This window comes from Metapseudomonas boanensis, from assembly GCF_042232855.1.
Taxonomy (GTDB): Bacteria; Pseudomonadota; Gammaproteobacteria; order Pseudomonadales; family Pseudomonadaceae; genus Metapseudomonas; species Metapseudomonas boanensis.
The window spans coordinates 1675926-1690986 of the sequence record NZ_CP113889.1; the positions used below are offsets into that span (position 1 = coordinate 1675926).

Genomic DNA, 15061 nt, shown 5'->3' on the forward strand with positions numbered 1-15061 from the left:
TGCCTGCAATAATTCCGTTATCTAATGCGGCGCAATCAGTCATACATGCGACCCGAGGCCTGAACATGGTTGGCAAGAACATCCTGATAGTCGACGACGAAGCGCCGATTCGCGAGATGATCGCCGTGGCCCTCGAAATGGCCGGCTACGACTGCCTGGAGGCGGAGAACACGCAGCAGGCCCATGCCATCATCGTCGACCGCAAGCCCGATCTGATCCTCCTCGATTGGATGCTGCCCGGTACCTCCGGCATCGAACTGGCCCGCCGCCTGAAGCGCGACGACCTCACCAGCGACATCCCGATCATCATGCTCACCGCCAAGGGTGAAGAGGACAACAAGATCCAGGGCTTGGAAGTCGGCGCTGACGATTACATCACCAAGCCCTTTTCCCCGCGCGAGCTGGTTGCCCGCCTCAAGGCCGTGCTGCGCCGTGCCGGCCCCAGCGACGGCGAAGCGCCAATCGCCATCGGCGGACTGCTGCTCGACCCGATCAGCCATCGCGTGACCATCGACGGCAAGCCCGCCGAGATGGGCCCGACCGAATATCGACTGTTGCAGTTCTTCATGACCCACCAGGAGCGCGCCTACACACGCGGCCAGTTGCTCGACCAGGTCTGGGGCGGCAACGTCTATGTCGAGGAGCGCACGGTGGACGTGCATATCCGCCGGTTGCGCAAGGCCCTGGGCGATGCCTACGAAAATCTGGTTCAGACTGTCCGCGGTACAGGCTATCGTTTCTCCACCAAAAGCTGAAACCCGGGCCTTCGGGCCTTCGACAAGGATGCGATAGGTGAATCAAGACTGGCGCGGCGCTCTCATCCGCCGCCTGCTGTTGCTGATCGCCGCCTGCCTGTTGGTGGGCCTGGTCACAGGCGAATATGGCTGGGCGCTGGCCGTCGGCCTCGGCGCTTATCTGGGCTGGACCCTGGTACAACTTCTGCGCCTCTACAAGTGGCTGAAGGAACACACCCCCGACGAACCGCCACCAGATGGCTACGGCCTGTGGGGCGAGGTGTTCGACAGCATCTATCACCTGCAACGCCGCGACCAGCGCGTACGTGGCCGCCTGCAGGCCGTCATCGACCGTGTCCAGGAGTCCACCGCTGCCCTCAAGGACGCCGTGGTGATGCTCGACAGCGAAGGCAACCTGGACTGGTGGAACCGCGCCGCTGAGACCCTGCTCGGCCTCAAGACACCGCAGGATAGCGGCCAGCCGGTGACCAACCTGATTCGCCATCCGCGCTTCAAGGAATACTTCGAGCAAGGCAACTACCAAGAGGCCCTGGAACTGCCTTCACCCGTCAATGACCGTGTGCGGCTGCAGTTCTACATCACCCGATACGGCAACAGCGAACACCTGATGCTGGTACGCGACGTGACCCGCATTCACCAGCTGGAGCAGATGCGCAAGGACTTCGTCGCCAACGTTTCCCACGAACTGCGCACCCCACTGACGGTGATCGCCGGTTACCTGGAAACCCTGCTCGACAACGTCGAAGACGTGAACCCGCGCTGGACCCGTGCCCTGCAGCAGATGCAGCAACAGGCCGGGCGCATGCAGAACCTGCTCAACGACCTGCTCCTGCTGGCCAAGCTGGAAGCCACCGACTACCCCTCGGACAACCAGCCGGTCGCCGTCGATCTGATATTGCTCTCGATCAAGGCCGATGCCCTCGCGTTCTCCGGCAACCGTCACCACCGCATCAGTCTGGAGGCCGACCACAACTACAAGCTGCGTGGCAGCGAGGCAGAGCTGCGCAGTGCCTTCTCCAACCTGATCTTCAACGCCGTCAAGTACACCCCGGACGAAGGCGAGATCCGCATCCGCTGGTGGGGTGACGAGCAGGGTGCGCACCTCAGCGTGCAGGACAGCGGCATCGGCATCGAAGCCAAGCACCTGCCACGCCTCACCGAGCGCTTCTATCGCGTCGACTCCAGCCGCAACAGCAATACCGGCGGCACCGGCCTGGGCCTGGCCATCGTCAAGCATGTGCTGATCCGCCACCGTGCCCGCCTGGACATCAGCTCCGTGCTGCACCACGGCAGCACCTTCACCTGCCATTTCCCAGCCACCCAGGTGGTCAAGCGCAACTGATCCAGGCGGTGAGCCCGCCCGCTCGCACACCCCGATCACTTGCAAACTCGGGGCCCAGCCTTCACCCTTAGCCGGTCATTCGCACACAACAGCCCCCAATGGACCCTTCCCCCAGTACCAGCTTCCTGAGTTACTTCGCCGATTTCGGCCTCATCCTGTTTGCCCTTTTCCTCGTGCTGCTGAACGGCTTCTTCGTGGCGGCCGAGTTTGCCATGGTCAAGCTGCGCTCCACCCGGGTGGAGGCTATTGCCGACCAGCACGGCTGGCGCGGGCGCATCCTGCGCACGGTGCACAACCAGCTGGATGCCTACCTTTCCGCCTGCCAGCTGGGCATCACCCTGGCCTCCCTTGGCCTTGGCTGGGTCGGTGAGCCGGCCTTCGCTCACCTGCTGCAGCCGCTGCTCGGCTACATCGGGATCGAGTCGGAGAAGCTGGTCCACGGCATCGCCTTCTTCACCGCGTTCTTCATCATCTCCTACCTGCACATCGTGGTCGGCGAGCTGGCGCCCAAGTCCTGGGCGATCCGCAAGCCCGAGCTGGTGTCGCTATGGACTGCTGCGCCGCTGTATGCCTTCTACTGGCTGATGTACCCAGCGATCTGGCTGCTCAACGCCAGCGCCAACACCATCCTGCGCATCGCTGGCCAGGGCGAACCCGGTCCGCATCACGAGCATCACTACAGCCGCGACGAACTCAAGCTGATCCTCCACTCCAGCCGCGCCCGCGACCCCAGCGACCAGGACATGCGCGTGCTGGCCTCGGCAGTCGAGATGGGCGAACTGGAAGTCGTCGACTGGGCCAACTCGCGGGAGGACCTGATCTTCCTCGAGCATGATGCCCCGCTAGCCGACATCCTCACGATCATCCGTCGCCACAAGTACAGCCGCTATCCGGTCTTCGACAGTCGCAAGGGCGAGTTCATCGGCATCCTGCACATCAAGGACCTGCTGCTGGCGCTCGCGGCCCTGGACAGCCTGCCGGAGACCTTCGACCTGGCCGAGCTGACCCGCCCGGTCGAGCACGTCACCAAGCACATGCCGCTATCACGCCTGCTGGAGCAGTTCCGCCAGGGCGGCGCGCACTTCGCCCTGGTCGAGGAGGCGGACGGCAAAGTGGTGGGCTTCCTGACCATGGAAGACGTGCTGGAAGTGCTGGTCGGCGATATCCAGGACGAACACCGCAAGACCGAACGCGGCGTGCTTGCCTATCAGCCAGGCAAACTGCTGGTGCGCGGCGACACCCCGCTGTTCAAGGTCGAGCGCCTGCTGGGTATCGACCTGGATCATGTCGAGGCCGACACCCTCGCCGGCCTGATCTACGAAAGCCTCAACCGCGTCCCGGAAGAGGAAGAAGTGCTGGAAACTGAAGGCCTGCGCATCATCGTGAAGAAGATGAAGGGTCCGAAGATCGTCCTGGCCAAGGTGCTCAAGCTGGATTGAGCACCAGACCCTGAGGGCCGCAGGCCGCCCCTCCAGGCCCCTGCGATTCCCAGCTGCCCCAACCCTCTTCCGGAGGGCAAGGGGGCAGGTTGTGCATGGGATCCGCTCCCTACTCCCCACCCACCGCGAAGTTCGGCAAGGTGTCCACCGGCTGGGCGAACTGGAAGGGGATCGACTCCAGCGCGAGGCCCATGTTGCGCTGCACGACGAAGTGCAGGTGTGGGCCGGTGCTATTGCCGGTGTTTCCCGAGCGTGCGATATGTTCGCCAATCATCACGTGCTGCCCTTCCTGCACCTGCACTGAGCCACGCATCAGGTGCAGGTAGACACCCATGGTGCCGTCGTCATGCAGGATGCGCACGAAGTTGCCCGAAGGATTATTGCCCCGACCGCTCTGGTTGTTCTCGGTCTTCACCACCACGCCGGGGCGCGCGGCAACGATCGGGGTGCCCTCCGGCATGGCGATGTCCAGGGCATAGCGGCCCTTGGGCGTGAAGTGGCTGTAGCGACCGTTGGCGCCCTGGGTGAGGCGAAAGGGGCCACCGCGCCAGGGTAGCGGGTAGCGGTAGAGCGCCGGCTGCTGCCGCGGATCGCCCAGGGCATAGCGTAGCTTGGGCTTGTAGTGCATGGGGCGAGAGGCGTCCGCAGGTGCCAGCGTGGCCATGCGCATGGAGCTGCGCGGCGCCAGCACCCAGCGAATCGGCTTGCCCGGCGCACCGGAAACGTTCTGAGCCTGCTCGATGCGCAGCTCCACTTCCACTGGCGCGTACAGCTCGTTGCGCAGCAGCAGGGTTTCACCCGCAGCATGCTTCTTGGTTTCCAGTTTCACCGCGAGGTCGAGGCGTTCGACCATACGGTCGCGGAAGACGAACACCTGCGCACCGGCCACGGCCTGGTCGGTATAGGTCACCACACCATTGGCGTCGGTGTACTTGTAAATGGTCAGCGCCGAGGCAGGCAGTGCCGCCGTCAGCAGAACCGAAAGGAAGAAGAGTCGTCCTGGCATCTCGGATTGTTTTTTCCTGAGCTCCCGAAAGCCGAAGACTAGCAGCGCCGCCAGCCGTCCGCGAGACACTGGCAGTCCAGCTGTGACGCGGTTGGCTTGGTGTTCACGCCCCGGGGACGAAATGCTTCTGCGTCGTGCCTCGGGCAATCAGGCGCGACAGGTAATCCAGCTTCTGCGGATCGCGGTCGACGAAGCGGAAGGTCAGTTGCAGCCATTCGCTGTCCGGCCTGGGCTCCAGCGCCGCCACGGCATGCAGGTAGCCATTGAGCCGAGCGACTTCGCCGCCCTCGCCCTGCTCCAGGTCGAGCACCGCGCTTTCAAGCACCTGCGGCAGCAGCTCGCTGCGCTTCACCACCAGCTGGGCATCCTTCAGGCTGAGCGCCTTGATCAAGCACCCAAGAACCCCTGCGGGCAAGCGCAACTGGGCCTGGCCACGCCCACCGGGAGCCTGTGCGGCAGCCTTGGCCGAAGGGGCTGGCGCAATGGGCCGGGCAACGGGAGCTGCAGGGTTAACCGCAGGCTTGATCACCTCGGCCTTGCCGCCCGTCAACGCTGCCAGGGAGTCGTTGGCGAAGCCTCCGGCATTGGGCAGCCTGGGTGCAGCAGACGCAGCCAGACGTTCGAGCTTGCCAGTGCGGGCCAGGGCCTTCTTGACCTTGGTGACCAGCTGATCGTTGGAAAAGGGTTTGCCGATGTAGTCGGTGACACCAGCCTGGATGGCCTGGATGACATTTTCCTTGTCGCCACGGCTGGTCACCATGATGAAGGGCGTAGTCTTCAGGGCGTCCTGCTCACGGCACCAGCTGAGCAGCTCCAGGCCCGACAGTTCGGGCATTTCCCAGTCGCAGAGAATCAGGTCGACGGTTGCGCGCACGAGGAACTGCTGGGCCTTGCGCCCATTGATGGCTTCCTCGATCTGGATGCCGGGCAAGTGATCACGCAAGCCTTTTTTCACGAGATCGCGAATAAACGATGCGTCATCCACCACCAGCACATTGACCTTGCTCATCGACCGCCCCCCCGGAAAACGGCCCTAAGCATAGCCTCGCCTGATAGCTATTTGCCAAGCCTGTTTCCGTTCTCGACCTGCCAATCACCTGCCAGAAACGAAGACGCCCGGCCAAGGCCGGGCGCTTCTGTACGAAGGCGATCAGTTGCCGCCGTTGCCCTGCACTTCTTCCTGCATGCGGGCCAGCCCCAAGTGCCGGACGTCTGTGCCGCGCACGAGGTAGATCACCAGCTCGGCGATGTTGCGCGCATGGTCGCCGATCCGCTCCAGCGAACGCAGCGCCCAGATGACATTGAGCACACGGCTGATGGCGCGCGGGTCCTCCATCATGTAGGTGACCAGTTCACGCAGCGCGGTCTTGTACTCGCGGTCGATGGTCTTGTCGTACTTGGCCACCGAGAGCGCCAGGTCGGCATCGAAGCGGGCGAAAGCGTCCAGGGCTTCCTGAACCATCCTGCGCACCTGGTCGCCGATATGCCGCACTTCGACATAGCCGCGCGGCGACACACCTTCCTCGCAAAGCTGGATGGCGCGGCGGGCGATCTTCGAGGCTTCGTCACCGATGCGCTCGAGGTCGATCACCGACTTGGAGATGCTGATGATCAAGCGCAGGTCGGAGGCCGCAGGCTGACGGCGGGCGAGGATGCGCACGCACTCTTCGTCGATGTTGCGCTCCATCTGGTTGATCTGGTCATCGACCTCACGAACCTGCTGGGCCAGACCGGAGTCGGCATCGATCAGTGCGGTGACGGCATCGTTGACCTGCTTTTCGACGAGGCCGCCCATCGCCAGGAGGTGGCTGCGCACTTCCTCCAGTTCGGCGTTGAACTGCTGGGAGATGTGATGGGTGAGGCTGTCTTTGTCGATCATCTTGATGTCCTTGGGCGTGCGTCTGTCTCCTCACTCCCGTCGGGAGTGGGGCCGGGGGCGAGGGATACCCGGCACGGCCTGCGATATCCCTCACCCTAACCCTCTCCCAGAGGGAGAGGGGACGGTCCTGGTTAACCGTAACGACCGGTGATGTAGTCTTCAGTCTGCTTCTTGGCCGGGTTGGTGAACAGCGTATCGGTATCGCCGAACTCGATCAGCTTGCCCATGTACATAAAGGCGGTGTAGTCGGAAACGCGCGCCGCCTGCTGCATGTTGTGGGTCACGATGACGATGGTGTACTTGTTCTTCAGCTCGTAGATCAGCTCTTCCACCTTAAGGGTGGAGATCGGGTCCAGGGCCGAGCAGGGCTCGTCGAGCAGCAGCACCTCGGGCTCGACCGCAATGGTGCGGGCGATGACCAGACGCTGCTGCTGGCCACCAGAGAGGCCAAGGGCGGATTCGTGCAGGCGGTCCTTGACCTCGTCCCACAGCGCCGCGCCCTTGAGGGCCCATTCGACGGCTTCATCGAGCACGCGCTTCTTGTTGATGCCCTGGATTCGCAAGCCGTATACGACGTTCTCGTAGATGCTCTTGGGGAACGGGTTGGGCTTCTGGAACACCATGCCCACGCGGCGGCGCAGCTCGGCCACGTCTTCGCCCTTGCGGTAGATGTCCTTGCCGTCCAGGCGGATCTCGCCGTCGACGCGGCAGCCATCGACCAGGTCGTTCATGCGATTGAAGCAGCGCAGCAGGGTGGACTTGCCGCAGCCGCTCGGGCCGATGAAAGCGGTAACGCGCTGTTTCGGGATGTTCATGGCGACGTTGTGCAGCGCCTGCTTGTCACCGTAGAACAGGCTCAGGCCCGGGACTTCCAGGGCGACGGTTTCTTCCGCCAGACGCAGGTTCTGCTTGTCGCGGCCGAGGGCGGAGATGTTGACGCCGTGGCTGTGGGATTCGTGTTGCATGCTGTGCTCCACTTTCTAACTCGGTTTCTACCGCCAGGCGCGAGCGCTGCTCAGCGCCTGTGGGTCGATATTGTGCGAGCCCGAGCTCGCGTCTTTGAATGTCTTAGCTGTCCAGCGCCTTGTACTTCTCGCGCAGGTGGTTACGGATGGCCACGGCGGAGAAGTTGAGCAGCGCGATCACCAGCACCAGCAGCAACGCGGTGGCGTACACCAGCGGCCGCGCGGCCTCGACGTTCGGGCTCTGGAAGCCGACGTCGTAGATGTGGAAGCCCAAGTGCATGATCTTCTGGTCCAGGTGCAGGTAGGGGTAGTTGCCATCCAGCGGCAGGCTGGGGGCCAGCTTCACCACACCCACCAGCATCAGCGGGGCCACCTCACCGGCAGCACGGGCCACGGCGAGGATCAGGCCGGTCATCATGGCCGGGCTGGCCATGGGCAGCACGACTTTCCACAGGGTCTCGGCCTTGGTCGCGCCGAGGGCCAGGGAGCCCTCGCGCACGGCACGCGGAATCCGCGCCAGGCCTTCCTCGGTGGCGACGATCACCACCGGCACGGCGAGGATCGCCAGGGTCAGCGAAGCCCAGAGCAGGCCCGGCGTACCGAAGGTGGGCGCCGGTGCCGCTTCGGGGAAGAACAGTCGGTCGATGGAGCCGCCCAGTACATAGACGAAGAAGCCAAGACCGAACACGCCGTAGACGATAGCCGGAACACCCGCCAGGTTGTTCACCGCGATACGGATCACGCGGGTCAACAGGCCCTGTTTGGCGTACTCGCGCAGGTAGATGGCAGCGATCACGCCGAACGGGGTCACGATCACCGCCATGATCAGGGTCATCATCACGGTGCCGAAGATAGCAGGGAAGATACCGCCCTCGGTGTTGGCCTCACGCGGGTCGTCCGCGAGGAACTCCCAGAGCTTGGTGAAGTAGAAACCCAGCTTATCGAACAGGCCCATGCCGTTGGGCTGATAGGCGTGCACCACCTTGCCAAGAGTGATTTCCTGCTCCTGGCCACCCGCTTCGCGCACCACCACGCTGTCGCGGTTGAATTCCTGGTGCAGGGACATCAGCTGGTTTTCCAGCGCCTTGTAGCGGGCATCCAGCGCGGCGCGTTCGGCAGCGATGTCGGCCTGGGCCGCATCATCCAGCTCCCCCTTGAGTTCCAGCTTGCGAGTTTCCAGACGCAAACGCTCGAGGCCATGGTTGATGGCGCCGATTTCCTTCTTCTCCAGCCTGTAGAGTTGGTCGTACAGATCATTGACCCGCTGCAGGCGTTTCTGCAGCTCCGGCATCGCGGCCTCGCCCTCTGCGACGACCTTGCCACTTTCCTTGACGCTCACCAGACGACCGTAGAAGTTGCCCCACTCGCGGCGCTCCATGGCCACCAGTTCGCCCGGGGTCTTCTGCTCTTGCAGCCAGTCACCCACCACCCAGGTAAAGTCGCTGCCGTAGACGTCGCGGTTACCGACCTTGAGCAGCTCTCGAGTCATGAACTCCGGGCCATCCTCGGGTACCGGAAGGCCGGCGCCCTTGAGGCGGGCACGCGAGACTTCCTCGACCTGCACCGCCTCGGCAATCACCTGCTTGGCGGGCTGGCCCGGCACCACGTAAGTGGCCTCCACCAGATCGGCCGGCCAGAAGTGGCCAAGGCCACGCGTGGCGATCACAGCTAGCAGGCCGATGGTCATGATGACCGCGATGGATACCGCGCCACCGCTCATCCAGACGCCTGGTGCGCCGCTCTTGATCCAGTTTTTCAGGGAAACCTGCTTCACGGATTTCTCCAACTCTTTAGGCTTTCAACTCCTCCCGCCCAAGGGCCGGAGGATTCATGTTTTGTTCCCTTCTCACACCGGGGGAGAAGGTCAGAAGCGCCTCTGTCGAGGCGCGTTTTCATAGAGACGCGTACTTCTTGCGCAACCGCTGGCGAATCAGCTCGGCCAGGGTGTTCATCACAAAGGTGAAGGTCAGCAGCACCAGCGAGGCGAGGAACAGCACGCGGTAGTGAGTGCCGCCGACTTCGGACTCGGGCATTTCCACGGCCACGTTGGCGGCCAGGGTGCGCATGCCTTCGAAGATGTTCAGTTCCATCACCGGGGTGTTGCCGGTGGCCATTAGCACGATCATGGTCTCGCCCACGGCACGGCCAAGGCCGATCATCAGCGCCGAGAAAATACCCGGGCTGGCAGTGAGCAGGACCACGCGGGTCATGGTCTGCCACGGCGTGGCGCCCAGTGCGAGGGAACCGTAGGTGAGGCTCCGTGGCACGCTGAAAACGGCGTCTTCGGCAATGGAGAAGATGTTCGGGATCACCGCGAAACCCATGGCCAGGCCGACGATCAGCGCGTTGCGCTGGTCGTAGGTGATGCCCAGGTCGTTGCTGATCCACATACGCATGTCACCACCGAAGAACCAGTTCTCCAGCAACGGGCTCATGCCCAGGGCGAACCAGGCGGTGAAGCCAACGACAGGAATCAGGATCGCCGCTTCCCAGCCATCCGGCACACGCAGACGAATCGACTCCGGCAGACGGCTCCAAATGAAACCAGCCAGCAGGATGCCGATCGGCGTCAGCAGCAGCAGGCTGAAGATGCCCGGCAGGTGACCTTCCACATAAGGTGCCAGGAACAGGCCGGCGAAGAAGCCGAGGATCACGGTCGGCAAGGCTTCCATCAGCTCAATGACCGGCTTGACCTTGCGGCGCATGGCCGGAGCCATGAAATAAGCGGTATAGATCGCCGCGGCAATGGCCAGCGGCGCGGCCAGCAGCATGGCGTAGAAAGCCGCCTTGAGGGTGCCGAAGGTCAGCGGGGCCAGGCTCAGCTTGGGCTCGAAATCGGTGTTGGCCGCAGTGGACTGCCAGACATGCTTGGGTTCGTCATAGCTCTCGTACCACACCTTGCCCCACAGCGCGCTCCAGGATACTTCCGGGTGCGGGTTGTGCAGGCGGAACGGCAACAGCAGGTTGCCCTCCTCCACCACCACGCGGTTTGCGCGCGGCGACAGGGCCATCAGACCGGCACCATCGGTGACCTGCTCAGTCAGCAGGGTCCGGCCGGCGGTGCTGTGGAAAACTCCCAGCTTGCCGCTGGCATCCAGGGCGATGAAGCCTTTGCGACGCTCTTCCGGGCTGATCTGCACGATGGCCGCATCGCCCAGCTGGAAGTCGCGGATGCGCTTCAAGCGCGGCTCGCCATCCGGATCGCGGGCCATGAACCACTGGGCGATTCCGCCCTTGGAGTCACCGACCATCAGCGAGATACCGCCCAGCAGCAGACCGCTGGCAGTGACGTCGCTATCGCCATCCTCGAGCAGTTTGTAGCGGCCGTTCAGGGATTTGCCGCTGAGGCTGAACACGTCCACCTGGGAGCGGCCGTTCAGGACATACAGCCATTGCTGGCGTGGGTCGGCGAAGATCGCCTTGATCGGCTCGACCATCTGCGGCAGCAGGATGCTGTTCTGCTCCAGGGTGGTTTCCCCGGTCAGCATGTTTTCCACGCTGGCCAGCTCCTGGACGTGCAGCTCGTTGCCGCTGGAGCCAGCCAGCAGCAAGGTGTCGTCATTCACGCTGACCGCTACGTGTTCCAGTGCGTGCCCGTTCGCATTCAGGGCAACCGGGGCCTCGCCGTAGGGGAAGCTCACCTGCGGGGTGATCACACGCTGGTTGTCGGGGTAGGTGACCTTGTAACTGTGCTTGAACAGCAGCACCTGGCCATTGGACAGGCCCAGAGCCACCAGCGGGCTGCCGGGCTGGTCCTGGCCGATCGAGGAAACGACGACGCCGGCCGGCAGGGGTAGCTTGACCCGATTCAGTTCAGCCCCGTCCTTGACGGCGAAGAACAGCGCCTCGCCCTTGTCGGATACGCGCACGCCGACCTGGTTCTGCTCTTCCACCGCCAGCAGCAGCGGCTTGCCGGCGTCCTGCTGCAGCCAGGCCGGGCTCTGGGCCTTCTTTGCGGTCAGCTCGGCGCCCTGGAAGAGCGGCAGCACCACATAGGCCAGGTAGAAGAAGATCAGGGTGATGGCCCCGAGAACGGCAAGGCCACCAACCAGCACATACCAGCGGGTCAGGCGGTCCTTCAACGCACGGATACGACGCTTGCGCTGCAGGGCAGGCGTATTGAAGTCGATCCGGGCGGGGTTCTTCGGGGTCGTGATGGAGTTGGCCAGGTCAGTCATGGATTCGGGCTCTGTTGCCACAGGCTGCTCGTGGGGGCTCTTGGATTCGCGAAGAGCCTACGACCAGCATGTGACAGAAAAATTACAGCGAGTTGACGTGGCGAAGCCCACCCTGAGCGACATGCCGGGCGGGCCTCTGCGTCGGGGGTCTCCCGCCGCCTTTGCGTCCTTGCGGAGCGGCACATGTGGGCCGCTCCCCTATCCGGGCTGGATTACAGGCCCAGATCCTTCAGCGTCTTCTCGGCCACCTTGGCCGGAACCGGGATGTAGCCGTCCTTGACGACAACTTCCTGGCCTTGCTTGGACAGCACCAGCTTGACGAACTCAGCCTCCAGCGGGGCCAGCGGCTTGTTCGGCGCCTTGTTCACGTACACGTAGAGGAAACGGGACAGCGGGTAGCTGCCGTTCAGCGCGTTCTGCTCGTTATCCTCGACGAACGGACCACCTTCCTTCTTGGCCAGGGCAACAGTCTTCACGCTGGAAGTCTTGTAGCCAATGCCGGAATAGCCAATGCCGTTCAGCGACTGACTGATGGACTGCACCACGGAAGCGGAGCCCGGTTGTTCGTTCACGTTAGCCTTGAAGTCGCCTTTGCACAGGGCTTCTTCCTTGAAGTAACCGTAGGTGCCGGACACCGAGTTACGGCCGAACAGCTGGATCGGCTTGGAGGCCAGGTCGCCTGTCACACCGATGTCGCCCCAGGTCTTGGCGTCGCTCTTGCCACCGCACAGACGGTTGGCGGAGAAGATCGCATCAACCTGCTGCATGGTCAGGCCTTTGATGGGGTTGTCCTTGTGCACGAAGATCGCCAGGGCGTCCACGGCCACCGGGATGGCAGTCGGCTTGTAGCCATATTTCTCTTCGAACGCCTGCAGCTCGACGTCCTTCATCTTGCGGCTCATCGGGCCCAGGTTGGCGGTACCTTCGGTCAGAGCCGGCGGCGCGGTGGAAGAACCGGCGGCCTGGATCTGAATGTTCACGTTCGGGTACTCGCGCTTATAAGCCTCGGCCCACAGGGTCATCAGGTTGGCCAGGGTATCGGAGCCAACGCTGGAGAGGTTGCCGGAGACGCCAGTGGTTTTCTGGTAGGCCGGAATGGCCGGGTCGACAGCAGCGACCGCGCTGGCGGTAGCAACGCCGGCGGCGACGAAGGTCAGGGCCGCCATCAAACGCTTCAGTTTCATGCCTTGCTCCTAAGCAGGACGGAGTTGAATGGAACGGGGGCCAGTATCGGCAGGCCGCATGAACACTCTATGAATGGATTGTGACAATTGGATGAAAGGCCATCACTCCGATGTCAGCAACTATGCAGAGGGATGCAAAGGCAGGCCGGCTCCCCTCTACCACTTGCGGGAGAGGGGGCGGGGGAGAGGGGCTAGTGTCGGAACGGCATAAAGGCAGAAAGCGCCGCGGGCAACCTGGCGTTGTCTGCGACGCAGGACGATCAGCGTCCTTTCTTCAGCAGGTACAGGCCGATCAACATGGCCACGCCGCACAGGGTGGCCACGTAGTAAGCCGGGCCCAGGCTGTCCCACTTCATCAGCAGGGATACCACCATCGGCGTCAAGCCACCGAAGATGGCGTAGGCCAGGTTGTAGGAAAACGACAGCCCGGAGAAACGCACGACCGGCGGGAACGCCTTGACCATAACGTACGGCACGGCGCCGATGGTGCCGACGAACAGGCCGGTCAGCGCATAGAGCGGGAACAGCCAGTCCGGATGCGCCTTCAGGCTGGTGTAGAAGGTCCAGGAGCTGATGGCCAGCAGCAAGCCGCCGACCAGGAAAGTACGCCCGGCACCGACGCGGTCAGCCAGCGCACCGGAGGCCACGCAGCCAATCGATAACAGCACGATGGCTAGGCTGTTGGCCTTGAGTGCCGTGGCGGCATCGAAGCCATAAACGGTCTGCAGCAGGGTCGGGGTCATCAGGATCACGACGACGATGCCGGCCGACAGCACCCAGGTCAGCAGCATGGACAGCGCAATCGCGCCACGATGCTCGCGCAGCACTGTCTTCAGCGGAACCTCATCGGCCAGCGCCTTGCGCTGCTGCATTTCGGCGAATACGGGTGTCTCATGCAGCCAGCGGCGCAGGTACACGGAGAACAGGCCGAACACGCCACCAACCAGGAACGGCAGGCGCCAGGCCCACTCCTGCACCTCGGCCGGGGTGTAGAGCGTGTTGATCAGGGTCGCCATCAGCGAGCCCAGCAGGATCCCGGCAGTCAGGCCCGAAGTCAGGGTGCCGCAGGCATAGCCGGTATACCGTGCCGGTACGTGCTCAGCCACGAAAACCCAGGCACCTGGCACCTCACCGCCAATCGCCGCGCCCTGCACCACGCGCATCGCCAACAGCGCCAGCGGGGCCCAGATGCCGATCTGATCAAAGGTTGGCAACAGGCCCATCACCAGGGTCGGCACCGCCATGAGGAAGATGCTCAGGGTGAACATGCGCTTGCGCCCCAGCAGGTCGCCGAAGTGTGCCATGACGATGCCACCCAGCGGACGCGCCAGGTAGCCTGCGGCGAAGATCCCGAAGGTCTGCAGCTGGCGCAGCCATTCCGGCATTTCCGCGGGGAAGAACAGCTTGCCGACCACCGCCGCGAAGAACACGAAAATGATGAAGTCGTAGAATTCCAGGGCACCGCCCAGTGCGGACAGCGACAGGGTTTTGTAATCGCTACGGGTCAGTGGGCGCGAAGCGGGCGCCTCGGAGGCAAGCACGGAAGACATGTTGGAATTCTCGAGGTAAGGCAGGGGCCGTGTATCCGCTGCATGGGCGGAAAATCGCTTCGCAACATATCAAAAAGCGCCAGATGTACACAGTCTTCGCCACAAATGCCTCCACGGCGCGACCCAGCGGTCGTCTCGCGCCGCCCCGACCTATATACTGCGCAGAGTTCAGCGCGGGTCGACGTGCAGTGGGTCGGCTGGCGCACCGGGTAGCTGGGGCAGCACGCCCCCGCTCCATGCATTGGCGCCACAACCTTTATTCAGGCAATCCCCGCATGATCGACATCGAAGAAGAAGAAAACCTTACTCCCCAGGGCGACCTGGCCCTGCAGATCACCGCGCTGCCGCGCGAAACCAACGGTTTCGGCGACATCTATGGCGGCTGGCTGGTTTCCCAGATGGACCTGGCCGGCACTGCCATGGCCAGCAAGGTGGCCGCCGGCCGCGTGGCCACGGTGGCCATCGACCGCATGGCCTTCCTTGTGCCAGTGGCAGTCGGTGCCCAGCTCTCCTTCTATACGCAAGCCCTGGAAATCGGCCGCAGCTCGATCCAGATGCTGGTCGAAGTGTGGAGCGACGACCCGCTATCCAGCGAGTGGCGCAAGGTCACTGAGGCGGTCTTCGTGTTCGTCGCCATCGACGGCAGCGGCCGCACCCGCCCGGTCCCGCCGCGCCGGGGCTGATACCCCCACAAGAATCCGCCCCAACGCCGCCCCTCTCCCTCCGGGAGCGAGGCAGGGGCGGGCCACGTTCGGGTGAGGGA

12 protein-coding genes are annotated in these 15061 nt (G+C 63.5%); 4 read left to right on the forward strand and 8 right to left on the reverse strand.

What is annotated here, in order from left to right:
* The first annotated feature begins 65 nt into the window (after positions 1 to 65).
* From phoB to OXH74_RS07695, 3 genes are all read left to right on the forward strand, one after another.
* Positions 66 to 755, forward strand: a complete 690-nt coding sequence (gene phoB / locus OXH74_RS07685) for a phosphate regulon transcriptional regulator PhoB (protein WP_215372379.1) — start codon at positions 66 to 68, stop codon at positions 753 to 755.
* Positions 756 to 792: 37 nt separating this feature from the next.
* Positions 793 to 2097 carry a phosphate regulon sensor histidine kinase PhoR gene (gene phoR, locus OXH74_RS07690; protein WP_375740714.1) on the forward strand — a complete coding sequence of 435 codons (1305 nt, stop codon included), beginning with the start codon at positions 793 to 795 and terminating at the stop codon, positions 2095 to 2097.
* A 98-nt stretch (positions 2098 to 2195) separates the two neighbouring features.
* A complete protein-coding gene (locus tag OXH74_RS07695) occupies positions 2196 to 3536 on the forward strand; it encodes a hemolysin family protein (protein WP_375740715.1) in 1341 nt (446 codons plus the stop codon).
* Between the two features lie 109 nt (positions 3537 to 3645).
* Here the strand turns inward: OXH74_RS07695 and OXH74_RS07700 are convergent, their stop codons facing one another.
* From OXH74_RS07700 to OXH74_RS07735, 8 genes are all read right to left on the reverse strand, one after another.
* Positions 3646 to 4542, reverse strand: a complete 897-nt coding sequence (locus OXH74_RS07700) for a peptidoglycan DD-metalloendopeptidase family protein (protein ID WP_375740716.1) — start codon at positions 4540 to 4542, stop codon at positions 3646 to 3648.
* Positions 4543 to 4645: 103 nt separating this feature from the next.
* Positions 4646 to 5551, reverse strand: coding sequence for a response regulator (locus tag OXH74_RS07705; protein ID WP_375740717.1), 906 nt, complete (start codon positions 5549 to 5551; stop codon positions 4646 to 4648).
* Between the two features lie 141 nt (positions 5552 to 5692).
* Positions 5693 to 6421: a phosphate signaling complex protein PhoU gene (gene phoU, locus OXH74_RS07710; RefSeq protein ID WP_375740718.1), complete on the reverse strand. Its 729-nt coding sequence runs from the start codon at positions 6419 to 6421 to the stop codon at positions 5693 to 5695.
* Between the two features lie 131 nt (positions 6422 to 6552).
* Entirely contained in the window at positions 6553 to 7386 is an 834-nt protein-coding gene (gene pstB, locus OXH74_RS07715) for a phosphate ABC transporter ATP-binding protein PstB (RefSeq protein WP_215372393.1), read from the reverse strand.
* A 103-nt stretch (positions 7387 to 7489) separates the two neighbouring features.
* Complete coding sequence (pstA, locus tag OXH74_RS07720; RefSeq protein WP_375741581.1) at positions 7490 to 9106, reverse strand: phosphate ABC transporter permease PstA; 1617 nt, start codon at positions 9104 to 9106, stop codon at positions 7490 to 7492.
* A 172-nt stretch (positions 9107 to 9278) separates the two neighbouring features.
* Entirely contained in the window at positions 9279 to 11564 is a 2286-nt protein-coding gene (locus tag OXH74_RS07725) for an ABC transporter permease subunit (RefSeq protein ID WP_375740719.1), read from the reverse strand.
* A gap of 212 nt (positions 11565 to 11776) precedes the next feature.
* Positions 11777 to 12748: a phosphate ABC transporter substrate-binding protein PstS family protein gene (locus tag OXH74_RS07730; RefSeq protein ID WP_215372403.1), complete on the reverse strand. Its 972-nt coding sequence runs from the start codon at positions 12746 to 12748 to the stop codon at positions 11777 to 11779.
* A 260-nt stretch (positions 12749 to 13008) separates the two neighbouring features.
* The gene (locus OXH74_RS07735; RefSeq protein ID WP_215372405.1) at positions 13009 to 14298 is read right to left on the reverse strand and encodes an MFS transporter; all 1290 of its coding nucleotides are present in this window, start codon (positions 14296 to 14298) and stop codon (positions 13009 to 13011) included.
* A 275-nt stretch (positions 14299 to 14573) separates the two neighbouring features.
* Between OXH74_RS07735 and OXH74_RS07740 the strand changes: the two genes are divergently transcribed.
* Positions 14574 to 14981: an acyl-CoA thioesterase gene (locus OXH74_RS07740; protein ID WP_016495420.1), complete on the forward strand. Its 408-nt coding sequence runs from the start codon at positions 14574 to 14576 to the stop codon at positions 14979 to 14981.
* Positions 14982 to 15061 lie beyond the last annotated feature (80 nt).

Coding starts and splice junctions, on each gene's coding strand:
- phoB (WP_215372379.1), top strand. CDS start 66: ATGGTTGGCAAGAACATCCTGATAGTCGACGACGAAGCGCCGATTCGC.
- OXH74_RS07695 (WP_375740715.1), top strand. CDS start 2,196: ATGGACCCTTCCCCCAGTACCAGCTTCCTGAGTTACTTCGCCGATTTC.
- OXH74_RS07700 (WP_375740716.1), bottom strand. CDS start 4,542: ATGCCAGGACGACTCTTCTTCCTTTCGGTTCTGCTGACGGCGGCACTG.
- OXH74_RS07705 (WP_375740717.1), bottom strand. CDS start 5,551: ATGAGCAAGGTCAATGTGCTGGTGGTGGATGACGCATCGTTTATTCGC.
- phoU (WP_375740718.1), bottom strand. CDS start 6,421: ATGATCGACAAAGACAGCCTCACCCATCACATCTCCCAGCAGTTCAAC.
- pstB (WP_215372393.1), bottom strand. CDS start 7,386: ATGCAACACGAATCCCACAGCCACGGCGTCAACATCTCCGCCCTCGGC.
- pstA (WP_375741581.1), bottom strand. CDS start 9,106: ATGAGCGGTGGCGCGGTATCCATCGCGGTCATCATGACCATCGGCCTG.
- OXH74_RS07725 (WP_375740719.1), bottom strand. CDS start 11,564: ATGACTGACCTGGCCAACTCCATCACGACCCCGAAGAACCCCGCCCGG.
- OXH74_RS07730 (WP_215372403.1), bottom strand. CDS start 12,748: ATGAAACTGAAGCGTTTGATGGCGGCCCTGACCTTCGTCGCCGCCGGC.
- OXH74_RS07735 (WP_215372405.1), bottom strand. CDS start 14,298: ATGTCTTCCGTGCTTGCCTCCGAGGCGCCCGCTTCGCGCCCACTGACC.
- OXH74_RS07740 (WP_016495420.1), top strand. CDS start 14,574: ATGATCGACATCGAAGAAGAAGAAAACCTTACTCCCCAGGGCGACCTG.